At 45.4% G+C, this 23,076-nt stretch carries 22 protein-coding genes, 1 tRNA gene and 1 pseudogene; 10 read left to right on the top strand and 14 right to left on the bottom strand.

Going from position 1 to position 23,076, the window contains the following annotated elements:
* Positions 1–44 precede the first annotated feature (44 nt).
* The 6 genes and pseudogenes from DW039_RS21445 to DW039_RS02025 form a co-directional block, all read right to left on the bottom strand.
* A pseudogene (locus DW039_RS21445) lies at positions 45–311 on the bottom strand (Crp/Fnr family transcriptional regulator); the annotation flags it as partial.
* A gap of 34 nt (positions 312–345) precedes the next feature.
* Positions 346–702: a DUF3795 domain-containing protein gene (locus tag DW039_RS02045; protein ID WP_117878688.1), complete on the bottom strand. Its 357-nt coding sequence runs from the start codon at positions 700–702 to the stop codon at positions 346–348.
* Entirely contained in the window at positions 699–1,181 is a 483-nt protein-coding gene (locus DW039_RS02040) for a GNAT family N-acetyltransferase (protein ID WP_034529629.1), read from the bottom strand. The genes DW039_RS02045 and DW039_RS02040 overlap by 4 nt, the downstream gene beginning before the upstream one ends.
* Before the next feature lie 256 nt (positions 1,182–1,437).
* A complete protein-coding gene (locus tag DW039_RS02035; RefSeq protein ID WP_005833188.1) occupies positions 1,438–1,725 on the bottom strand; it encodes a hypothetical protein in 288 nt (95 codons plus the stop codon).
* Between the two features lie 358 nt (positions 1,726–2,083).
* The gene (locus tag DW039_RS02030; RefSeq protein WP_022401421.1) at positions 2,084–3,055 is read right to left on the bottom strand and encodes a glycosyltransferase family 2 protein; all 972 of its coding nucleotides are present in this window, start codon (positions 3,053–3,055) and stop codon (positions 2,084–2,086) included.
* 51 nt (positions 3,056–3,106) lie between these two features.
* Positions 3,107–3,484 (bottom strand): GtrA family protein, encoded by a 378-nt coding sequence (locus DW039_RS02025; protein WP_005833184.1) that lies wholly within the window; start codon positions 3,482–3,484, stop codon positions 3,107–3,109.
* A 187-nt stretch (positions 3,485–3,671) separates the two neighbouring features.
* On the opposite strand from DW039_RS02025, the gene DW039_RS02020 reads away from it, so the two are divergent.
* The 3 genes from DW039_RS02020 to DW039_RS02010 all read left to right on the top strand — a co-directional run bounded on the left by DW039_RS02020 (position 3,672) and on the right by DW039_RS02010 (position 8,819).
* On the top strand, positions 3,672–5,405 hold the full coding sequence (locus DW039_RS02020) for a glycosyltransferase family 39 protein (protein WP_120381619.1): 1,734 nt from the start codon (positions 3,672–3,674) through the stop codon (positions 5,403–5,405).
* Positions 5,406–5,425: 20 nt separating this feature from the next.
* Positions 5,426–5,962, top strand: a complete 537-nt coding sequence (locus tag DW039_RS02015) for an HD domain-containing protein (RefSeq protein ID WP_005827246.1) — start codon at positions 5,426–5,428, stop codon at positions 5,960–5,962.
* Positions 5,963–6,041: 79 nt separating this feature from the next.
* Positions 6,042–8,819 carry a putative LPS assembly protein LptD gene (locus DW039_RS02010; RefSeq protein ID WP_120381618.1) on the top strand — a complete coding sequence of 926 codons (2,778 nt, stop codon included), beginning with the start codon at positions 6,042–6,044 and terminating at the stop codon, positions 8,817–8,819.
* 3 nt (positions 8,820–8,822) lie between these two features.
* Here DW039_RS02010 and ung read toward each other — a convergent pair whose 3' ends face one another.
* Both ung and asnA read right to left on the bottom strand, forming a co-directional pair.
* A complete protein-coding gene (gene ung / locus DW039_RS02005; protein WP_005827240.1) occupies positions 8,823–9,485 on the bottom strand; it encodes a uracil-DNA glycosylase in 663 nt (220 codons plus the stop codon).
* A gap of 104 nt (positions 9,486–9,589) precedes the next feature.
* Entirely contained in the window at positions 9,590–10,627 is a 1,038-nt protein-coding gene (asnA, locus tag DW039_RS02000) for an aspartate--ammonia ligase (protein WP_008664075.1), read from the bottom strand.
* Between the two features lie 212 nt (positions 10,628–10,839).
* Here asnA and DW039_RS01995 point away from each other — a divergent pair.
* The 5 genes from DW039_RS01995 to DW039_RS01975 all read left to right on the top strand — a co-directional run bounded on the left by DW039_RS01995 (position 10,840) and on the right by DW039_RS01975 (position 14,066).
* Positions 10,840–10,912 (top strand) — tRNA-Arg (locus tag DW039_RS01995).
* A gap of 121 nt (positions 10,913–11,033) precedes the next feature.
* The gene (msrA, locus tag DW039_RS01990; RefSeq protein WP_034522775.1) at positions 11,034–11,675 is read left to right on the top strand and encodes a peptide-methionine (S)-S-oxide reductase MsrA; all 642 of its coding nucleotides are present in this window, start codon (positions 11,034–11,036) and stop codon (positions 11,673–11,675) included.
* A 6-nt stretch (positions 11,676–11,681) separates the two neighbouring features.
* Entirely contained in the window at positions 11,682–12,155 is a 474-nt protein-coding gene (locus tag DW039_RS01985) for a hypothetical protein (protein ID WP_005833171.1), read from the top strand.
* Positions 12,156–12,245: 90 nt separating this feature from the next.
* Positions 12,246–13,076, top strand: coding sequence for a MerR family transcriptional regulator (locus DW039_RS01980; RefSeq protein WP_005827229.1), 831 nt, complete (start codon positions 12,246–12,248; stop codon positions 13,074–13,076).
* Positions 13,077–13,184: 108 nt separating this feature from the next.
* Positions 13,185–14,066 (top strand): alpha/beta hydrolase, encoded by an 882-nt coding sequence (locus tag DW039_RS01975; protein ID WP_120381617.1) that lies wholly within the window; start codon positions 13,185–13,187, stop codon positions 14,064–14,066.
* A 418-nt stretch (positions 14,067–14,484) separates the two neighbouring features.
* On the opposite strand, the gene DW039_RS01970 is transcribed toward DW039_RS01975, so the two are convergent.
* A complete protein-coding gene (locus DW039_RS01970; protein ID WP_005827221.1) occupies positions 14,485–14,922 on the bottom strand; it encodes a PepSY-like domain-containing protein in 438 nt (145 codons plus the stop codon).
* Positions 14,923–15,124: 202 nt separating this feature from the next.
* On the opposite strand from DW039_RS01970, the gene DW039_RS01960 reads away from it, so the two are divergent.
* Positions 15,125–15,751 (top strand): hypothetical protein, encoded by a 627-nt coding sequence (locus DW039_RS01960; protein ID WP_008664066.1) that lies wholly within the window; start codon positions 15,125–15,127, stop codon positions 15,749–15,751.
* A 55-nt stretch (positions 15,752–15,806) separates the two neighbouring features.
* Here DW039_RS01960 and DW039_RS01955 read toward each other — a convergent pair whose 3' ends face one another.
* From DW039_RS01955 to DW039_RS01935, 5 genes are all read right to left on the bottom strand, one after another.
* Positions 15,807–16,562: an HAD family hydrolase gene (locus DW039_RS01955; protein ID WP_008664065.1), complete on the bottom strand. Its 756-nt coding sequence runs from the start codon at positions 16,560–16,562 to the stop codon at positions 15,807–15,809.
* A 129-nt stretch (positions 16,563–16,691) separates the two neighbouring features.
* Complete coding sequence (locus DW039_RS01950) at positions 16,692–18,029, bottom strand: glucose-6-phosphate isomerase (RefSeq protein ID WP_005827213.1); 1,338 nt, start codon at positions 18,027–18,029, stop codon at positions 16,692–16,694.
* A 48-nt stretch (positions 18,030–18,077) separates the two neighbouring features.
* Positions 18,078–19,073, bottom strand: coding sequence for an NAD(P)H-dependent glycerol-3-phosphate dehydrogenase (locus DW039_RS01945; protein ID WP_044467854.1), 996 nt, complete (start codon positions 19,071–19,073; stop codon positions 18,078–18,080).
* Positions 19,074–19,173: 100 nt separating this feature from the next.
* Entirely contained in the window at positions 19,174–20,904 is a 1,731-nt protein-coding gene (gene lysS / locus DW039_RS01940) for a lysine--tRNA ligase (protein WP_005827209.1), read from the bottom strand.
* 93 nt (positions 20,905–20,997) lie between these two features.
* Positions 20,998–21,405, bottom strand: a complete 408-nt coding sequence (locus DW039_RS01935) for an HU family DNA-binding protein (protein WP_044467853.1) — start codon at positions 21,403–21,405, stop codon at positions 20,998–21,000.
* A 257-nt stretch (positions 21,406–21,662) separates the two neighbouring features.
* On the opposite strand from DW039_RS01935, the gene DW039_RS01930 reads away from it, so the two are divergent.
* Complete coding sequence (locus DW039_RS01930; RefSeq protein ID WP_044467852.1) at positions 21,663–23,015, top strand: MATE family efflux transporter; 1,353 nt, start codon at positions 21,663–21,665, stop codon at positions 23,013–23,015.
* The last annotated feature ends 61 nt before the right edge of the window (positions 23,016–23,076 follow it).

Here is a 23,076-nt window from a genome sequence, read left to right as displayed (position 1 = left end):
ATTTAATTTTTAACCGACTAGTGACCAAAAAATTTTTAGTGGACACTAGTGATGTCGTATAAACAATTGGGATAATCAGAGATAAATTCATTGGCAAAAGAAAAACCTACATTATATGTTTTGTTTTCAGTTTGGTTGATGCAGGTATATTTGATTACACCGGATACAATAAACCCGAAGAAAGAACCGACTTCTCCCTCTCGGAGGATAAATTCATTTCTTTTATAATACCGTAGTTCTCCGTTTCTTAAACACAGTTCCCTAAAAAAGTCAGTGTCTATATTGCCCATGTATGAATTAAAATCTGTCATTTACAACACATGTTTTTCGAAAGGTACAAAATTATTATTTTATTCCTGATTTTTTGTCATTGTTGGTAAGTTGGTTGTGGATTCTCTTATTATAATACTTTAAAAATTTAACTTCACCTACGTTTTTTAAAAGCTTTTGGTTTTCAATGAAGTTTTGTCCGTATTTTAGCCAACGTTTGGTAAATCTTTTGAATTTAGTACATGGGAAATCAGAACACTGGAAACAATGTGTTATTCCTTTTTCCAAGCAACATAAATGGAATGTTTTACATTTTTCACAGCGAGAACCATTCTGTTCTGCTCCTTTGCAGGAACTTTTTTCTCTTGTGTATATGGGACAACCACCACAAAAGACACCACAAGCAGGAATACGTCCGTTATACGATTTCATTCAGCCAGCCTTTTCGCCATCCAAAAATTGGTGAGATAAAGTTGGTTGGCTTTGCGTTTCTGTTCCACTTCTACTATATAGCCTCTTTTCTCAAAGAATGGACGGGCTGTCAGGCTTACTTCTGATGTAATTCGCATGATTCCTCTTGTGGTTGCATACCGTTCTATCTCATTTAGAAGTATGGTAGCAATGCCTTTACCTTGAAAATCTTTATGAACAAACATAGAATGTAAATATCCTTGGTGGGTAATGGATGAAAAGCCGACAATCTGTGACTGTTGATTGGTTGCTACAATAAAATAATGTGTCTTAATCATTTCTTTTATGCGGGAGAGGTCGTTTCCGCACGATGCCCAATCTGCCACTTCTGCTTCTGAATAGTCACGCTTGTTTATATGGAGGACTGTCTCTTGAAACAAACTCATAAGTTCAAGGGCATCAGACTGTTGGGCAATTCTAATTGTAAAATCTGTATTCATGTTTTTAAGTGCTAAAATGTATGCTTTTAGATGTTCCATGTTCTAACAGAAAGTTTTTCAATGTATTTATTGTGTTTGCAAAGATAATTTTTTCATTTCTAATTTATTGGTTTAGGAAACCAAGTTGTTGATTCTCTGCTTCGAATATAAAAAGTATGCGAATTTTTTATGAAGCATGGGAATCTGCTTTCAATCGCCAGCCAATGGCTGATGAATTTAACCGGGTAGATTTCTTGTCAATCGGTTTCAGACCTGCTTATAAGAACAATTTATAACAAAGTACTCCCAATAAAAGCAAGACTAAAGCATATGCTGCAAGAATCGTCTTTGCCCTGAATAGATGTTCTTTATCTGATAATTCCTTTTCAGTAGTATTTCTTCGGATTTCTTCTATTTTCTCAATGGTTACATCGGCTCTCTCAGGACCTTTCCTTTCTACAAGGTATTTGTAGTGCTCCCGCATCCGTCCTCTGCTCAACTTGCGGAGAGCACGGTTCTCTTTATCCCTTTGTAGCATGTCATTGATGCAGCCTAATGTTCCCATAAGCAGATTTTTATCATGTGTAAGCAAAATGGTTTGCTTGCACGTGTACTAAGATACGGCATTTATGTCGCTTTCGCAAGCGATTTTGTGTTTTTTGATATAAACTGATGTGACGATACGATTTTGATAGTTATGTTAACTCATTGTCTGCCAGAGAGTAATTTTGCCAACCCATTGTCATGCTTTTGGCAAACTTTTGCCATGCCTATGGCAAAGTCTTGCCAATAGGGTGGCAAAATCTTGCCAACTTGTCGGCAAGAAAGACATACACTGTTCCCTATACCTTTATTATAGGGTGATAGCGTGACAAGTGTTTTTCCTTTTTAAAACTTTTGTGTAGAATGATGATGGGCTTCTTTTATTCTGTTTTGCCGGACGGCATCAGCAGTTCTTCTTCATTGTAGCGCGGTCGGTCCTTCACCTCAATGTATATTTTGCCGATGTATTCGCCTACAATCCCCAGCGACACAAGTATCACACCTCCTACCAGCCAGACGGAAATCATCAGTGATGACCATCCGGGGACGGCGTTATGCTGTGTGTAAGAGTGAAGTGTCCATCCGGTGACACACAGTGCCACAAGAATAAAGATGCAGCCTATCCAAAAAATCATACGGACCGGTTTGACGGAAAAGGAAGTGATACCGTCGATGGCAAAATTAAGCATCTTCCGGAAAGGATACTTTGATTCTCCGGCAAAACGCTTGTCACGATTGTAGTACACGCTGTCCGTCTGGTAGCCGATGAGGGGAACCAGTCCCCGAAGAAAAAGGTTGCGCTCGCGGAAGCGGCATAGGTGTTGTATAGCCCGCTGGCTCATCAGGCGGTAGTCGGCATGGTTGTAGACGGATTTTACCCCCATTGCCTTCATCAGCCGATAAAAGACCAAAGCGGTGTTGCGTTTGAAGAAAGTGTCGGTCTTCCGTTCTTTACGTACGCCATAAACGATGTCATTGCCCGCTTTATAGCTGTTTATCATGTCCGGAATCACCTGGATGTCATCTTGCAAGTCTGCATCAATGGAGATGGCTATCTCGCAACGCTCTTTTACTGCATTGAGTCCTGCTAGCAGGGCATTCTGGTGTCCTACGTTTCCTGCCAGGTTCAGTCCGCAGGCATAGGCCGTATTCTGGTGCAGTTCTTTGATGATAGCCCATGTCTGGTCGGTGCTTCCGTCGTTTACATATAATATATAGCTTTCCGGGGAAATTTGCCGGGCTTGTATCAGCCGGTCGAATAATTGGCTCAATCGTTTATGGGTTTCATGCAGCACTGCCTCTTCTTTGTAGCAAGGTACGACAACGGCGAGTATGGGAGAGTTTTCCATCATAGAACAAATCTTTTTGCAATATTCGTAAGAAATCGGGAGAAAAACAAATTATCACTCTTTTCTTTTGAAAACGAAACGTACGAGTAAGAAGTTGACCGGAATGGCGATGGCGAAAACCGGAATGGGGGCCAGAGGTTTGGGGATGCCCATCCAGAGAGAGAGGTTCAGCAACCCCATGTGTAGCAGATAGCTGCATAAGTGTGCTCCTCCAAATCCGAAGGCTTTTCTCCATGAGGGCTTTCGGCCGAAGGTAAAGTAAGCAGTCAGATAGAAATTGGCGATGAAGCTGAGAGCATATCCCAGTGTATAGGCTATGTTTACATTGATAACCCGTTGTAATACAAAATACAATCCGTAGTGCAGAGCTGTCGCAAAGATGCCCACCATTACGAAGCGTACAAATTCCGGTAGTTGTTTCAGCCGCTTCATCTTAACATTAAATATCTACTCTCTGTTGCCATTATCATTGGGGCGGCAAAGTTAGGCATTGTTTCAGAATTATTTGTAATTTTGCTTTGCGAAATTAAGCTGCATCTCAGCAAATTGCAAATAAATTTGCATCTGCTTTCGGTTTGCGCTATCTTTGCGTCCAGAAAACATAAAAAACAAATAAGGTATGTCGGACAGAAAGAAGGCGTTCTGGTTTATTGCGCTGCTGAGTGTGCTTGTGGTTGTTCCCTTTCTGGGAGAAACCATTTTTTATTCCAAGGGGGAACCGCGGGAGGCGATTGTTGCCCTTTCTATGCTGGAAAGTGGAAACTGGATACTTCCGGTGAACTATGGTACTGATATTGCTTATAAACCCCCTTTCTTCTACTGGTCAATAGCCGCCGTCTCTTCCCTTTTTGGAGAGGTGACGGAGTTTTCTGCCCGTTTCCCGTCTGCATTGGCTTTTTTAGCCATGCAGTTAATGTTCTTTGCCTTTGTGGCAAAACGTAAAAACGTTCAAACGGCGTTTCTGGCCTCTATTCTTCTTTTGTCTTCTTTCGAGGTGCATCGGGCGGCTGTCGCTTGTCGGGTCGATATGGTTCAGGTTGCCTTTATCGTTATTTCCCTTTGTCTGCTGTTCCGCTGGGATGAGAAGGGATGCCGCGGAGTGCCCTGGCTTGCGGTGTTGCTGATGGGATGTGCCACGTTGACCAAAGGGCCGGTAGGCTCCATATTCCCTTGCGCGTGTATCGGTGTGTATCAGTTGTTGCGCGGACGTTCTTTCTGGAAAGCGTTTTTCTCGTTGGTAGGTATCGGCTTGCTTTCTTTTGTTCCTTATTTAGCTTGGGTATACGTAGCTTACAGACAAGGTGGACAACCGTTCCTCGATTTGGTTCTGGAGGAGAATACCGGGCGGTTTATGGGCAAAATGTCCTACGAGTCCCATGAAAATCCTATATGGTATAATTTCCTGACTTTGATTTGGGGATGGATTCCCTGGACGTTGGTTCTGGTAGTTTCCTTGTTTGGCTTGAAGTGGAAAAACATGCGTTGTCTGCCGGAAGGGGAGACCCTGCTGTTGCGGTTGAAGAAGGGCTGGACTGCTTTCCGCAACCAGTCTCCGGTACAATTGTTCACGTGGCTGGTCATTCTGATAATCTTTGTCTTCTACTGCATCCCCAAGAGTAAGCGGAGCGTTTATCTGCTTCCCATCTATCCGTTTATGGCAGTGCTGATAGCTGAGTATCTGTTGGCTTTGGTACAAAAGGGGGCACGAGTTTTCAGGATTTGTGCAATCATCTTTGCTTCTTTGGGCTTGTTGCTTACGCTTGTTTTTGTCGTAGTTCGTCTCGGCCTGGTTCCCGACAGCGTTTTTGGAAGTGGACGCCATGCCGCTGAGAATGTAGCCTTTATGCATGCGTTGGAGGATGTGGCTTTGTCTGTTCCCAAGTGGCTCCTGGTAGCGCTTCCCGTAGTAGCCGCTATCTGCACATTACGCATGGTGATAAAGCGTGCGGATAGCCGGTCATTATTATATGGCATAGCAGGATGTATGCTTTGTCTTTTCGTATCATTGGATTCGGTTTATCAGCCCACGGTGCTGGCTGTGAAATCAGATAAACATTTGGCTGAAAGGGTCAATACGTATGTTCCGGAAGGTGTGGTCTATTCTTACTCGAAAATGAGTTTCTATGGTGTTAACTTCTATCTGAAAGACCGCATGCGGCACATTGAAAAGGAACGTCCGTCCAGCGGGGAGGGCTATTTGTTGGTTCCCGTAAAGGAGGAGGAGAATATGTTGGGAGAGCTGGAACAGACGTATCATCTGGAAAAGATATTCCGTACAGACAGACGCAGTTGTGATATGCGTAATGAAATCTGCATGTATAAATTTAGGGCGATTGACATTCATAACCCATAATTTATAACTCATAACTTAAAATGAATCCGATAGATATCATTAACAAATATTATCCGGAAGAGAATGAGTTGCGGCATATACTGTTGACGCACAGCCGTTCCGTAGCCGACAAGTCGTTATGGATTGCCGACCGCCATCCGGAACTTTCATTGGATAAGGATTTTCTGTACGAGGCTGCCATGCTGCACGATATAGGCATTTTTCTTACAGATGCGGCAGGTATCCATTGTTTTGGCGACAAGCCTTATATCTGTCACGGTTATTTGGGAGCCGACCTGATACGCGGCGAAGGCTATCCCCGCCATGCTTTGGTTTGTGAACGCCATACGGGTGCCGGACTTTCATTGGAGGGAATCATTGCGCAGGATTTGCCCGTACCGCATCGTGAAATGGTTCCGGTCAGCTTGGAAGAACAAGCTATCTGTTTTGCCGATAAGTTTTATTCAAAAACTCATTTGGAAAAGGAGAAAAGTGTAGAAAAAGCCCGAAAAAGTTTGGAACGTTATGGTGAAGAAGGGGTACGGCGCTTTGATAATTGGTGCGAACAGTTCTTGTAGCAATCTAAATTTCTTTAAAAAGGGAGATTATCCGTATAAATTATGTACTTTTGCCCCTCCAAGCGTAAACTATTAGTTAATGACGCCATTGAAAGCAAATACATTCATATCATTCATACTACTATTCGTCTTGCTTCTTCTCTCCGGTGGGGCTGCTTCTCAGCGCCGTAGAGCGAAGGTCGCGCCTCCGAATATTCAGCGGACAGACACGTTGCAGGTAGGGGATAGTTTGCAGATGGGAGACTCCCTGCAAGGGGGAAAGGGGCTTCCTGCCGATTCGTTGCAACAAGATACGGTAGCGGCTGCGCCTCCCAAGAAGGATGCATTGGATGCTCCCGTAGCCTACGAAGCCAATGACTCCATTGTATTTACGCAGAGTGGCTTTGCCCATCTTTACGGCCAGGGAAAGGTGAGTTATCCGGGTGCTGACCTGGAGGCTGATGTCATCTCTATGGATATGGACAACAGTACGGTTTTTGCCCGTGGCGTGGTCGATTCTGTAGGAACAGCCAAGGGAAGACCGGTCTTCAAAGACGGGGACACCTCCTACGAAACCGATACTATCCGTTATAACTTCAAGAGTAAAAGAGGTCTTATCAGCAATGTTGTCAGCCAGCAGGGCGAGGGATACGTGACCGGTAATAATGCCAAGAAAGGGAATAATGATGAACTCTATATGAGGAGCGGTCGTTACACGACTTGTGACCATCATGACCACCCCCATTTTTATATGCAGATGACTTATGCCAAGGTACGTCCGAAAAAGAACGTGGTGACGGGACCTGCCTATCTGGTAGTAGAGGATGTGCCGCTTCCGCTTGCCGTTCCATTTTTCTTTTTCCCGTTTTCTAGCAGTTACCAGTCCGGTTTTCTGATGCCTACCTATATGGATGACTCCAATCGTGGCTTCGGTCTGACGGACGGTGGATATTACTTCGCCATCAGTGACCAAATGGACTTGAAGCTGCGGGCGGATATCTTCACGAAAGGTTCTTGGGCGCTGAATATGGAGTCGAACTATGTGAAGCGTTACAAATATTCCGGTTTGCTGCAGGCAAGCTATCAGGTGACCAAGACCGGTGACAAAGGCTTGCCCGACTACTCGGTTGCCAAAGACTTCAAGGTGGTGTGGTCTCACCGGCAGGACCCGAAAGCGAGTCCGAATTCTACCTTTTCTGCCAGTGTGAACTTTGCTACCAGTAGTTATGAGCGTACCAATATCGGCAATATGTACAACTCCCAGGCAATGTCGCAGAATACCAAGACTTCCAGTGTCAGCTATTCGCGTAACTTTCCCGACCAGCATCTGAGCATCTCCGCTTCAGGTAATATTGCCCAGACCATGCGCGACTCCTCTATCGCGGTGACTTTACCGGACATGACCATTTCCTTGAGTACCATTTTCCCTTTCAAGCGTAAACATGCAGTGGGAGATGAAAAGTGGTATGAGAAGATTTCCGTTCGCTATACTGGCCGTGTGAAGAACAGTATCAAGACGAAGGACAATCTGTTGTTCAAGAAGAACCTGATACGCGATTGGGAGAACGGTATGCAGCATGAGATTCCGGTAAGTGCCACGTTTACTTTGTTCAAGTACTTCAATGTGACGCCTACCGTAAACTATACGGAGCGTTGGTACACCCGCAAGGTGAAGAAGGACTGGGACGATGAGCAAGGCAAGGAGGTGAATGATACGACCTACGGTTTTCACCGTGTATACGACTACAGTGCCAGTCTGGGTATCAATACCAAAGTTTATGGTATGTACAAGCCATTGTTTATGAAGAAGAAGGAGATACAGATACGTCACGTCATCACTCCCTCCATCAGTTTCAGCGCTGCACCCGATTTCACTTCGTCCCGTTTTGGCTATTATGACTCTTATATAAAAGACCAGAACGGCATTCGCGATACCGTGCAGTATTCCTATTATGCCGGTCAGGTGTTCAGTCCGCCAAGTGGAGGAAAGCAGGGGCTTATCAGTTTCAATATCTCCAATAACCTTGAAATGAAGTTCAAGGATAAGAATGACTCTATCCGCAAGGTGAGCCTGATTGACGATTTGAGTATGGGTATCAGTTACAACACGGCTGCCCAGGTGCGTCCTTGGAGTGACTTGAGCTTTAATCTCCGTCTGAAGTTGAGCAAGAGTTATACGTTGAGTATGAGCTCTACCTTTGCCACTTATGCTTACGAGTTTGATGAGAACGGAAGGGTGGTGCCCGGTAACCGTACGGAATGGTCGTATGGCCGTTTCGGTCGTTGGTCGGGATATGGTACGTCGTTCAGTTGGACCGTGAACAATGATTCGTGGAAGAAAATAAGGAACTTCTTCACCGGTCAGAAGGATGACGAGGAGCAGGGCCAAGACCAGAATGCCTCGACGGAGGAAGACGGTGACATGGAGGGGGAAACTACCGAAGACGGCACTCCGAAGAAGAAGAAGGAAAAGGCTGCTGCCGATGCTGACGGCTATCAGGTATTCAAGATGCCTTGGTCTATCAACTTCAGTACCGGTTTCAATATTACGGAAGACACCAGTATGCCCATTAATCGTAAGAACATGCGCTATCCGTACAAATTCAGCCTGAATTCCCTTAATATAAACGGTAACGTCAAGCTTACCAATAAATGGGCTGTCAGCTTCAATTCCGGTTATGACTTCAATGCGAAGGAGATAACGCAGACCGCTTTCAACATCACACGTGACCTGCACTGTTTCAGCATGACGGCTGCCATATCACCTTTCGGACGCTGGAAATACTATAACTTTACCATCCGTGCCAATGCAAGTATCCTGCAAGACTTGAAATGGGAACAGAGAAGCCAGACTCAGAGTAATATTCAGTGGTATTGATGTTTACCAAATTATTTCCGTCTCTCCATGTTCCCGCAAATACTCGTTTGTTTTGCTGAAATGCTTGTTCCCGAAGAAGCCGTTATAAGCGGATAGGGGAGATGGATGTGCCGAGGTGAGTACCAGATGTCGGCTACGGTCGATGAATGCCCCTTTACGTTGGGCGTAGGCTCCCCAAAGAATAAATACAAGATGCTCTTTTTCTTCGGCGAGAATGCGGATAGCCGCATCTGTAAATGTTTCCCAACCTCGGTTTTGGTGAGAACCGGCTTGGTGTGCACGTACGGTGAGGGTAGCATTGAGCAGCAATATGCCTTGCTCTGCCCAGCGTGTCAGATTGCCGGTAGTGGGGGCATCAGTGCCAATGTCATTTTTTATTTCCTTGAAAATATTAAGTAAGGAAGGAGGGAAAGGAACACCGTCATTTACGGAGAAACAAAGTCCGTGTGCTTGTCCCGGACCATGATAGGGGTCTTGACCGATTATCACGACTTTTACTTTGTCAAAAGGGCATAGGTTGAATGCATTGAATATCAGCTTTCCCGGAGGATATATTGCATATTTCCCATATTCGTCCCGTACAAAATCAGTCAATGTACGGAAATAATCTTTCTCAAATTCAGGTTGCAGATGTGCTTTCCAGCTTTCTTCTATTTGAACATTCATAATTGGATCTGTTAGTAGTTTCGGATGCTAAAGTACAAAATAAAAAATAAAGTCCAACCTTTTGAGGGGGTGAACTTTATATTATATGACGGGATAAATGTATATCAAATCAGGTGTATATTGTGTTCCTTGCACTCTTTGCGCATATCTTCCGGCCAGATACTGGCTTGTATCTCACCGATATGCGCCTTGCGCAGATAGAACATACAGAGGCGGGACTGCCCTATACCGCCACCGATGGAAAGCGGCAGTGTATCATTCATCAAGCGTTTGTGGAAGTAAAGTTCCAGGCGTTCCTCTTCGCCTTCCTCTTTGAGCTGGCGAAGCAGGGCTTCCTTGTCTACGCGGATACCCATGGAGGAAAGTTCGATGCTGCGTTGCAGGATGTGGTCCCATAGCAGGAGGTCACCGTTCAGTCCGGGGAGGTCGTTCAGCCCTTTGCTGGTATAGTCGTCGTAGTCCGGGGCGCGTCCGTCGTGCTTCTTGCCGTCGCTCAGCTTGCATCCGATACCGATGATGAACACTGCACCGTATTTCTTGCAAATGGCATGTTCGCGGCATTTGGGTTCCAAGTCCGGATACAGTTGGCGCAATTCTTCGGCATGGATAAAGTGAAGTTTCTGGGGCAGGCAAGGCTTGATTTGCGGATACATCTCATATACCATATATTCTGTGCGCACCATAGCTGCATAGATACGGGTTACTATCTCCTTGAGGAATTCCACATTGCGGTCTTCGGCAGTAATGACGCGTTCCCAGTCCCACTGGTCTACATAAAGGGAATGCAGATTGCCCAGTTCTTCATCGGCACGGATGGCATTCATGTCTGTGTAGATGCCATATCCCGGTTCGATATGGTATTCGGCAAGCGTGAGGCGTTTCCATTTGGCGAGGGAGTGCACCACTTCAGCTTTGGCGTCGCCCAAATCTTTGATAGGGAAAGTTACGGCACGTTCCACTCCATTGAGGTCGTCATTGATACCCATTCCTTTCAATACGAACAGTGGAGCTGTCACACGTCGCAGGCGCAGTTCGGAAGAGAGGTTCAATTGGAAGAACTCTTTAATTTGTTTAATCCCTAATTCAGTCTGTTTTAGGTCCAATAAAGGTTTGTAACCTTCAGGTGTTATCAGGTAGCTCATAAATTTATTCAGTATAACTTCTATTAAATTGCTCGGCAAAGATAGGAATAATATTGATACTTGCTTCTGTTTTGTGGGAAAAAAGAACAAAATGTTTGTGTAATTGCGGTTAGTCTTCTCAAAGTAATAATAAAAATATTCCTCGGTTTGATATAAAAAGCGTTTGAATGTTAGGAATCTGCTAATTTTTTTATACTTTTGCATCCACATTTGGCTCCGTAGCTTAGTGAATAGAGCGTCAGATTCCGGTTCTGAAGGTCGTGCGTTTGAATCGCACCGGGGTCACAAAGAAAGGAACTCCCTTTGCATGAATACTTTGCAAAGGGAGTTTCTTTTTATACAATACATCCAGAAAAGTCAACCATACGGTTCTCTTTCTTGTTATAATTTCCATAGAGTTAGAGGTATGAAACAAATAATATTTATTTTTGCAATGTTAATGACTTGTCTGTCCTATGCCGGTAAGCCGGAAGGACGGTCAGAAAGGAGAACAGACATGAAACCAATGAAAGAGATTTATCTGGCAGGAGGATGTTTTTGGGGTACCGAACATTTCCTGAAACAAATAGAAGGTGTGGAGGCTACCCAGGTGGGATATGCCAATGGAAATATAGCCAATCCTACCTATCAGCAGGTATGTACCGGTACCACGGACTTTGCCGAAACCGTAAAAGTACAGTATGATCCCGATGAGGTGGACTTGCCTTTCCTTATCGACCTTTATTTCAAAACGATTGACCCTACCAGCCTCAATAAGCAAGGGGGGGATAGAGGTACACAGTATCGCACGGGTATCTATTATACGGATACCGCCGACCTGCCTGTTATTCGTGAAACCGTTGACCGGCTGGCTGCCAACTACTCCCGTCCGTTGGTTGTAGAGATAGAGCCTTTGAAGAACTTCTATCTCGCCGAAGATTATCATCAAGACTATCTGGACAAAAATCCTGGTGGATATTGCCACATTAACCCCACCTTGTTCGACCTGGCACGTAAAGCGAAGATGAAGAAAGAAGGAGATGGCGAGTATTTAAACCTGGAAAAGTAACGGACAATGGATATACTGTTAATAAGTAATGAAGATACGTGCCGCAGCCGTATCGCGCAGGAACTCCTGCATGCATTTGGCAGGGGAATGAATATCTCTACGGCAGGAATTATGGAGGGGAACTGCGTTCCCGATGCCGTGTGCAATGTGATGGAACAGAATGGTTTCAGCGTGTCTCGCAAGAAACCGTCTGGTGTCGGGACCTATACGCACCGGTCGTGGGACTACGTGATTACCCTATGTAAAGAAGCCGGAGAAGAACTGAAATTTATCACTCTGGATGCCAAGCAGCAGGTGCATTTTAATTTTGAAGACCCCTTTAAAAATCGTTTTCAAAATGAAAGTGAGCAGGAGCAACAAATTGCCGCACTCTATGAAACCATGTACCGGCGGCTGTATGAATTTTACCGCGATGAACTGAGTGGGCAGTTGTTACCCCATTGTACGTGCGGTGCAAACACCTATTGCCGTTGTGAATAGTGAAATATGTGTTTTTTTTGAAGCAATCTCTTGACTCGTCCCTAAGGGCAGGACCTATCTTTGCATCATAAACAAAATGCGCATGAGTTTATGAAGAATAAAATGAAGTTTAAAATCGGAGAGTTTTCCAAACTTTGCCAGGTGACCGTTAAGACGCTTCGTCATTATGAAGAGATAGGATTGATGATACCCGTTGAAGTGGATGAGTGGACGGGGTATCGCTATTACGACATCAGCCAGCTCCGGTGTATGAGCCGTATTGTTTACCTCAAGCAATTAGGGTTCAGCCTCGAAGAGATATCCGAGTTGTTTGCCGATGGCAAGGAATTTCCGGATGCTGAATTGTTGAAGGTTAAAATAGAACGTTGCAAAAACGAGATTGAACACTTGATATGGCGGCAGACCGAACTTGCCAAATTGGAAAATTTACTCCATAAACAAGAGAATGTTATGGAAAAAGTGTTTAAGAAATCCCTCCCTTCAAGAATTTTTGCTACCCATCGCCGTAAAATAGACTCTTATCAGGAACTGTTCAATCTTTGTCCGAATATTATCGGGCCTGAAATGTACCGTTTGGGTTGTGAATGTCCTGCCCCGGAATATTGTTTCACGGTGGAATATAATGAGGAATATGGGGTTGATATTGATATCGAGTTTTTTGAAGCGGTGGCTGAACGCAAGGAAGATTCGGAACTGATTAAATTCAAGGAACTTCCGGAAGTACCGGTTGCGCTCTGTGTCAACCATTACGGTGCTTATGAGCATATGCCCGAAACTTTCGCCGAGCTTTTTGCGTATGCCGAGGCAAATGGATACGAGGTCATTGACCGTCCCCGGTTTTGCCATATTGACGGCATTTGGAACAAAGAAACGGTGGATGAATGGATGACGGAAATTCAGTTGCCCATCAAACTTTCTTAATCAGCCTTTGATTTTTGCGGAAAGCTTTCAACCGTGAGAATACCTAAAAATAGGGATAGGTAGTCAACTTATTTTCTGCGAACTTTGCAGACTGAAAAAAGAATTGAAATGAGAAGCCTGCATATTCTGTTTATATTGGTAGTTGTCACTTGGCTCGGTTTTCCGCTGAGAGCGCAAGAAGCTATTTCTATCGGGACTCGCCACACTTTGTTTTCGCATGTCTTGAATGAGGCTAGAGAATATTGGGTGTATGTACCTGCAACCCGCCCGGGTGAAAAAGAGGAAAGTTATCCGGTTCTTTATTTGCTGGACGGTGATTCTTTTTTTCATTCGGTGGTAGGTTTTACTCGCTTGTTTTCCACCTCCAAAGTTTCTTCCTTACCGCCCTGTATCGTTGTGGCTGTCCTGAATACAAACAGAACCAGAGACTTTACGCCAACCTGTTCCGCTGCCCGGCGTGACGGAACTGTCCGTCCGGGCGATAAACCGGAAGGGGGTGGGGCAGGACAATTTTGCCGTTTTCTGACGGAGGAGCTACGCCTCGCAGTGGAACAAGACTTGCCGGTGAATGGACAACACTTGTTGGCTGGACATTCTTATGCCGGGTTGTTCACGCTGCATGTTTTGCTGAATTATCCCAGTGCATTTGATACATACATCGCCATAGACCCCAGTTTATGGTGGGATAAAGGATATTTTCAGAAACAGGTAGAACGGCAGGTAGATAAGGTTGACTTTTCAGGAAAACAACTGTATGTTGCGTTTGCCACTCAGCCGCGTCCTGATAGGAAGCTGAGCCACTTTTCCCTGACAGATGATTTTATAGGGAGTGCAGTTCCTCGTATGGAGAAGCGGCATTTGCGGGTGGTATCAAAAAAGTTCCCGGAAGAGACGCATGGAACGGTTGCTCTTCCGGGATTTTATGACGGACTGAAAACGTTGTTCTTCCGTTCTGCGGTTGGAATTTCTCTGCCGAACAAACCTCTCTGAAAAAAACTCTATTTTTCAGTAAGCTGAATGATATGCACCATTGTACTAAGGGGACTACCTATACCATGGTGAGGTCTGCCAAAATCCTGAAAGCGTCATAGCCTGAGTCGCCTTCCGGCAGGAAGCGCCGAGAAGCGCCATTTCCTTATAAATCAGTATTTTCAGCTCCGGAGAAGGTTGAGTGTCCTTCTCCGGACACACTGATTAAAAAACTGCAAAAGTGCAGCCGGGGCTTCGTTGACTCCGGGCAATTGGAATAGTAGTACAACCACTGTTGTACAATGAGCGCAGCACCATATGCCCTGCTACCGTACGGAAGTGCATAAAAAAAAACAGTTGCCTGGAGAAACCCTCTCCAAGCAACTGTTTTCAGTTTCTTGATACTTTATAATCTACATATTCTAAATCTTTCTTGTCATCAATCGTCAATGTCAATCACCCTCATTTTAGAGTCAAATGTAATTTCCCAACGATTAGACAACTTTATCTCATACTCATTGTCATCGTACTCAATCTGAAGAATTCTTGCATCCGGATAATTGGTCTTTACATAGTTACGTATCGCTTCCGGTACAATCTGTACAGGAACTTCACTTTGTCTGCATCGTACCTCTTTCCATTCCCCCGATTTATCAAATTCTACCTTCTCCCCATTCGTGAACACCACATCATAGCTTTTATAAAACATTCCCGACTCCAATTTAGCCATTGCCACCTTATGGTCTTTAAAATAAGTCTTGATAAATGTCTGCGCCTTCGCCGGCAACTGGCTCACCTCTATCGGCTTATCATTATCCGCCATTACCATTGTGTGCACTGCAAACATACAAACCAACATCATAACTAATTTTTTCATACTTCTCTATTTTTAATAATTAATACTTTATTTGTTTTCTGTATTACAAAGATGGGAAGGAAATCTGGAAAGAATTGGGAAAAAAACTCTATTTTTGGAAATGAAAAAAAATCTATTTTTGAAAATGGGTGTTGCGGCTCTTCACCTATGAATTTTTGTTTGCAATGAATATTATTTAAAGACACAATAGACTATTATGGCTATGAAAATATTAAATCAGTTTATCGATGATTTTGTAGGTGTTTTCCAATATCGGTTTATGGATACCTTTCAATATTTTAAAGAAAGGAAGAAAAGTAAATATTTAGGAGATAGATTTGAGGAATGGGTTGTGAAGAACTCCAATATTAGTAAAGATGGTTATTCGGATCTATGTGATAAGAAAATATTTTGGCGGCTTTTAGATTGGAGAGGTGATAAATACATTGAGGGGTATAGGCCTCTGTCTTCATCATCTCCGGATTTGTTGATGGAGTGTGTTACCACAACGAGTACCATTCATGAAGTTGGAGATATTATAGCTGTAGAATGTAAATGGCGAAGTAAGATAGGTTTTTATCTCGATATAAAAGACATTGAAAAGTACGAGGGGTATATGAATTCCAATCTGTTGAACCGTCCGATAAAAAACTTGTTTTATGTTTTTGGCTTTGGATGGTGTGGTGACAGTCCGGAATCTGTTTATGTAGTTCCTGCCAGAGAATTGTATGATTATGATAAAGATACCTGTAGAATAACGTTCCCTATTAAAGAAACCGAGAAGGAGAAAATGGGTAGATTGGAGCGCTTTAAGAAGAAAGACAATAGATGTCTTCTGTATATCAAGTAATGGTATTACTTGGTTATATAAGCTCCAATCAACTGTTATATTGTTTGGGTCGCCGTCAATCTTTGTGGCGAAGGCTATTACTGGCATCTAATGCGGTTTGCAACCTTTCCCAGTCGTCACAAAGCGCCTGCATGGACGGAAACAATAAATCTGCTCCGGCATCCAGTAATACCTGCCTGTCCAGCGGACCGGTATTGACTGCCACAGTGAATATGCCGGCTGCTGTTCCGGCTTGTACTCCGATAGGTGCATTTTCTACAACTATAGCTTCGTTGGCTTGTACTCCGGCTTTTTCCAGTCCCATTAGATAAGGCTCAGGATGAGGCTTTCCGTATTTCACATCAAAGGCGGTCACCATGTGGTCGCGCTGAAACATACCAGGGAAGTTGTGGGCAAGGCGGTTCAGCAGGGAGTGTTGGCCCGAACCGGTGACAAGTACCGGAATAAGTCCTGCCGCTTTTACCTTTTGCAGCACTTCCCAAGCACCCGGCATACGTTCCGGTTCCGGGTGGGTACTGAATTCGGCGCTTTTCTCTGCATAGATGCTTTCTATCATCTCGGGAGTGGCATCCTTGCCATACTGGCGTTGATAAACGATGTTGATGGTGGAGGCTCCGGTACGTCCCTCGTGCATGTATGCCTCTTCACGGCTCAAGTGCAGGCCATGACGTTCCATTACTTTATGCCAGGCATCGGCATGGTAGGGCATGGAGTTGAATAACACACCGTCCATGTCAAAAAGAACGGCTTTCAGTTGGATGTAGGGGTGCCCGTGCTTTTCCAGATAACGGGCGATAGAGTTTTCGAACACTTGGTAGATTGGGGATTGAGAATTTAAAAATGCGGGGTAGATAAATAGAGAGTTGAGAATCGGGGAACGGTTCTCTTCGCACTTGTTGTGCAGCCATTTCTCAATTCTCAACTCTCAATTCTTAATTTATCAAAGTCTTGCCTGGATAGCTTTGGACTCTTCTTCGTAGCCGGGCTTGTTCAGCAATGCAAACATATTCTTCTTGTATGCTTCCACACCCGGTTGGTTGAACGGATTGACTCCCAAAATATAACCGCTGATACCGCAAGCTATTTCAAAGAAGTAGAGCAGACCTCCGATGCTTTCTTCATTCAGTGCAGGGATAACGATGCGCATGTTGGGTACGCCGCCGTCAACGTGGGCAAGCTGTGTGCCCAATTCAGCCATCTTGTTCACTTCGTCCACGTGCTTGCCTGCCAGGAAGTTCAGTCCGTCGAGGTTGGCTTCGTCCGAAGGTACTTGCAGGGAGTGCTGTGTCTTCTCCACGGAGATGACAGTTTCGTAGATGGTACGTTCGCCTTCCTGAATCCATTGTCCCATGGAGTGCAGGTCGGTGGAGAAATCTACGGCAGCAGGGAAGATACCCTTGTTTTCCTTACCTTCGGATTCACCATAAAGCTGCTTCCACCATTCGCTTACGTAGTGCAGTTTGGGATTGTAGTTTACGAGGATTTCAATCTTCTTGCCGTTCTTGTAGAGCTCGTTACGCGTAGCTGCATAGATGGCAGCGGGATTTTCTGCAAACGGAACATCTTTTCCACAAGCCTTTTCCATGGCAACTGCACCTGCAACCAGTTTCTCAATGTCGAAACCTGCTATTGCGATGGGCAGCAAGCCTACCGGAGTCAATACAGAGAAACGTCCGCCTACGTTATCGGGGATGATGAAGGATTTGTAGCCTTCGTTGTCTGCCGTTACGCGGGCAGCGCCTTTCTTGGCATCGGTGATGGCAACGATAACCTTCTTTGCCATATCCTTGCCGCGTTGGTCTTCGCATTGCTTTTTCAGCAGACGGAACGCCAGGGCTGTTTCAGTAGTGGTACCGGATTTGGAGATGTTGATAACACCGAATTTCTTGTCTTTCAAATATTCGGTAAGCTCATATAGATAATCTTCACCGATGTTGTGGCCTGCATACAGAATGACCGGAGCCGTTTTCTTGTCTTGCAACCAGGTGAAGCTGTTTGACAAAGCCTCTATCACCGCACGTGCACCGAGATAACTTCCGCCAATACCGGCAACTACTACTACTTCGCAGTTGTCACGCAACGTCTGTGCGGTAGCCTTTAGGTCAGCCAGGTGCTCTTTAGTGATGGAAGAGGGGAGGTGCAGCCAGCCTAAGAAGTCGTTGCCCTTACCGGTACCATTCTCTAATGCTTCCTGTGCAGCCTTTACTTGGGCTTCATAGGCGAAAACGTTTTCTTTGGAGATGAATCCAAGAGTCTTTTCAATGTTCAAACTAATCATAATATTCTAGGTTTTAAATTCAGTATTTCGTTTTATCTTTTTTCGCGCTTACCGGAATGAATCGGTAAGCAGCTTGATTTCAATCGTCGGTGAGATACGCTCATACAGAATGTTGTATACTGCATCTACAATAGGCATGTTGACATGATAATGCTTGTTGATTTCCTTGATACATTTTGTACCGTAATATCCTTCAGCAATCATTTCCATCTCAATCTGCGCGCTTTTCACGGAGTATCCCTTGCCAATCATCGTGCCGAATGTGCGGTTACGGCTGAAATTGGAATATCCCGTCACCAGCAGGTCACCTAAATAAACGGAATCATTTACGTTTCTGTTCAGTGGATGTACCGTTTGCAGGAATCTGTTCATTTCCTGTATGGCATTGGACATAAGCACAGCCTGAAAGTTGTCGCCATATTTCAGACCGCTGCAAATACCGGCTGCAATGGCATATACATTTTTCAGCACCGAACTGTATTCAATGCCGGCAACGTCATTACTGACAGAGGTCTTGATGAATGAACTGGCCAGTTTGCGGGCAATGGTGCAAGCCTTGTCGGTGTCGGGACAAGCAATGGTCAAGTAAGAAAGGCGTTCCAGAGCCACTTCTTCCGCATGGCAGGGACCTGCCAATACAGCAATATTCTCAGCCGGGACGCCATATTCCTTAGTGAAATATTCCGAGACAATCAAGTTGTCATCGGGTACAATACCTTTGATGGCAGTTATGATGAATTTATCCTTAATCTTAGTCTTCAGTTTCTTCAAGTGAACCTTCAGATAAGGGGAAGGTGTAACGAAGATGAGCGTATCAGATTCTTTCACGACATCATTGATGTTGGAGTTGAAGTTGATACGCTTGGTATCAAACTTGACGCCCGTCAGGTAGGCAGGGTTATGGCCAAGCCGTTTGAAGTCGGCAATACGGTCGTCTCGCCGCATATACCAGTTTATCGACTCCGCTTGGGCCAGTACCATTTTGGCAATGGCAGTTGCCCAACTTCCTCCGCCCATGATGGCTATCTTACCGGGTAGTTTCATATCGAAATTAATAATTAAAAACTAAAAATTAAAAGGGGGTGAAGGAGCGCGCCTTCACCTTCCTCCTATCTTTAATTTTGCCTATTTAATTCTTTAATTTTTAATTTTTAATTCTTCCGACCCAGTCAGCAACTTCGTTTACGGTCGGGTTTGCCAGTTCCAATTTATATTTCTTGTTGATACCGCAGATGTCCATGTGGAGTTTTTGCGGATTCACATCTTTCATGTCACTCACCAGGTTGTAGCCGGCCTTCTGGATTACAGCCACCCAATCTTCGGGGATGCCCAGTTCCGTGTATCGTGCAGGAGCATCTTTGGGGATGACCTTTTCCGGACGCATCTGCGGGAAGAAAAGCACTTCCTGGATGAAGGATTCGCCCGTCATCAACATGGTCAGACGGTCGATGCCGATACCGATGCCCGATGTGGGAGGCATACCATATTGCAATGCTTTCAGGAAGTCCTGGTCGATGAACATCGCTTCGTCGTCTCCCTTTTCGCTCAAGCGAAGTTGGTCTTTGAAGCGTTCTTCTTGGTCTATCGGGTCGTTCAGCTCGCTGTAAGCGTTGGCAAGTTCCTTGCCGTTCACCATCAGCTCGAAGCGTTCGGTCAGTCCCGGCTTGCTGCGGTGCATCTTGGTCAGCGGGCTCATCTCTACGGGATAGTCGGTGATGAAAGTGGGCTGTATGAAAGTTCCTTCGCAGAATTCTCCGAAGATTTCATCAATCAGCTTGCCCTTGCCCATGGTGTCGTCAATCTCCATATTCAGTTCCTTGCACACCTGGCGGATTTCGTCCTCGCTCTTGCCCTCGAGGTCGTATCCGGTCTTTTCCTTGATGGCTTCCAGGATGGGCAGACGGCGGTAGGGAGCTTTGAAGCTGATGGTCTTGCCGTCTATCTCGGTTTCTGTGCAGCCGTTTACGGCGATACAGATGCGTTCCAGCAATTTCTCCGTAAAGCTCATCATCCAGTTGTAGTCCTTGTACTGCACGTACAGCTCCATACAAGTGAATTCCGGGTTATGGTTCTTGTCCATACCCTCGTTGCGGAAGTTCTTGCCTATTTCATATACACCTTCAAATCCGCCCACAATCAGTCGCTTCAAGTAAAGCTCGGTGGCGATACGCAGGTAGAGGTCCATATCCAGAGAGTTATGGTGGGTGATGAACGGACGGGCGCTTGCTCCACCGGGGATGGATTGAAGAATCGGCGTCTCCACTTCCGTGTAGCCGGCTTCATCCAGCACGGCACGCATGGTCTTGATGACGGTGGCACGCTTCAGGAATTTTTCTTTCACGCCGTCGTTTACGATAAGGTCTACATAACGCTGGCGGTAGCGCAGTTCGGGGTCCTCGAAAGAGTCGTAAGCCACACCATCCTTATATTTCACGATAGGCAGGGGCTTGATGCTCTTTGCAAGTACGGTCAGCTTCTTGGCATGGATGCTGATTTCGCCCATCTGAGTACGGAATACGAATCCTTCGATGCCGATGAAGTCGCCTAAATCGAGCAAACGTTTGAACACGGTGTTGTACATCTCCTTGTCCTCGTCCGGGCAGATGTCATCGCGGGTGATATATACCTGGATGCGTCCTTTGGAGTCCTGCAATTCGATGAAAGATGCTTTACCCATGATACGGCGGCTCATGATACGTCCGGCAACGGACACCTGGCGAGGCTCTGCATCGTCGTTGAATTCAGCTTTAATATCGGTAGAGAAAGCATTTGTTACATACTCTGCTGCGGGATAAGGCTCGATGCCCATCGCGCGAAGTTCATTCATGCTGTTGCGACGAATGATTTCTTGTTCACTTAGTTCTAATACGTTCATTTCGCTATATTTCACTCAATTTGGGTACAAAAGTACGAAACATTTTTCAGATAGAGAACCTTTTTCCTTGAAATATAGGGAACGGGGGTGACATTAACCCTCTCCTTCGGCATCCACCCATTCGATGTGCGGGGAGAGGAGGGTGCGTTCCGTCACTTGTCCGCATTGCCCGCGGTAGTATTCGGGGATGAAGCGTATCTGCACCGCAGTGATTTGCGTCGGACTCACTTCTTCTGGGGTGTCTACCCCGGTGCCTTCCGAACGGCAGGTGTAGTAGAACGTCCCGATGCCCTTGAGCTTTACGGAGTGTCCCGAGCTCATCAGCTTGCCCAGCACTTCACCAAGGTTCATTAATACTGCATAGGTATCTCCCGGGGTTACCGTAGACATTTCCGACAATAATCGGGCTATTTCATCCGTTGTATAGGGATGTCCTTTGGTGACGGCTCTTGGGTGCCATTTGTCGTCGCCTTTCTGTTTTACTTTCTTATAGAATGCCATGGGGGCTTGTTGTTATTATGTGTCCGGCTCAACCGGTAGGTCAGGCATGGTTCATACGGTATGAATGTGCCAATCATACGGTATGATTATATCAATCATACGGTATGATTATGGTAATCATATCTTATGATTTATCATTGAATCGCAAAGATAGCATAAATCATCCGCATAGTGTGCAGGTTTAAGGTGTTTTTTCTGCTGTTCTGTTTTAAAAAAAGAGTACCTTTGCACCCGCTAAAAAGAAATAGGTATATAATATGGCAGGACAAAAGACTCCCACGGCGTTGGGAACGGAAAGTATAGGTAAACTCTTGATGCAATATGCCGTTCCGGCAATCATCGCAATGACGGCATCCTCTTTATATAATATGGTAGACAGTATCTTCATCGGTCACGGCGTTGGGACGATGGCTATTTCGGGATTGGCGTTGACTTTCCCGTTGATGAATCTGGCTGCGGCGTTCGGTTCGTTGGTAGGAGTGGGGGCTTCTACACTGATTTCCGTCAAGCTGGGGCAGAAGGATTATGACACGGCACAGTGTGTGCTGGGCAATGTTTTTGTGCTGAACATGGTACTGGGAATTGCCTTTACCATCATTGTCATGCTCTTTCTCGATCCGATTCTCTATTTCTTCGGAGGCAGTGACCAGACGGTGGGCTACGCGAGGGATTATATGCAGATTATCCTTTTGGGAAATGCCGTTACGCACCTCTATCTGGGGCTGAATGCAGTGCTGCGCTCTTCAGGGCATCCACAGAAGGCGATGTACGCCACTATAGCCACGGTGGTTATCAATACCATACTCGACCCGGTGTTTATCTATGGTTTTGGCTGGGGCATACGTGGTGCTGCCGTCGCTACCATTGTGGCGCAAATCATCTCTTTGACGTGGCAGTTCAAGCTTTTCAGCAATAAGGATGAGCTGTTGCATTTCCACCGGGGGATATTCCGTCTGAAACGTAAGATTGTATTCGATTCGCTCGCCATCGGCATGTCTCCTTTCCTGATGAACCTGGCAGCCTGCTTCATCGTTATCATTATCAATCAGGGGTTGAAGAAGTATGGCGGCGACTTGGCTATCGGGGCTTTCGGTATCGTGAACCGTCTGGTTTTCATTGTAGTGATGATTGTGATGGGGCTGAATCAGGGTATGCAGCCTATTGCCGGATATAACTTCGGGGCAAAGCTGTACGGACGGGTGAACAAGGTGCTGAAACTGACGATAATCTATGCCACGGCAGTGACCACTTTCGGCTTTCTGGTCGGTATGCTGGTGCCGGACCTGGTAGTGGGCATCTTTACATCGGATGCGGAACTGACAGAGCTTTCGGTTACGGGACTGCGCATTACGGTAATGTTCTTCCCGATTATCGGTTTCCAGATGGTGACTTCCAACTTTTTCCAGAGCATAGGCATGGCAGGCAAAGCGATATTCCTTTCCCTTACCCGACAGATGCTGATTCTGCTTCCTTGCCTGCTTATCCTGCCGCAGTTCTTCGGAGTGGCAGGAGTGTGGTACAGCATGCCGGTATCCGATTTGCTTGCAAGTTTGATAGCATTGGTGATGTTGGTTTGTCAATTCCGCAAATTCAGAACCTCTCCCTTGTAGGGATAAGTCGGGGGAGAGGCTCTGAATTTTTCTTCCTACTTTCTGCAGATATTCCGTAAGA

This window comes from Bacteroides sp. AF39-16AC (assembly GCF_003602735.1).
Lineage (GTDB): Bacteria > Bacteroidota > Bacteroidia > Bacteroidales > Bacteroidaceae > Bacteroides > Bacteroides uniformis.
The sequence above is the reverse complement of the archived record's forward strand: the minus strand, read 5'-3'. Positions and strand labels throughout refer to the sequence as shown.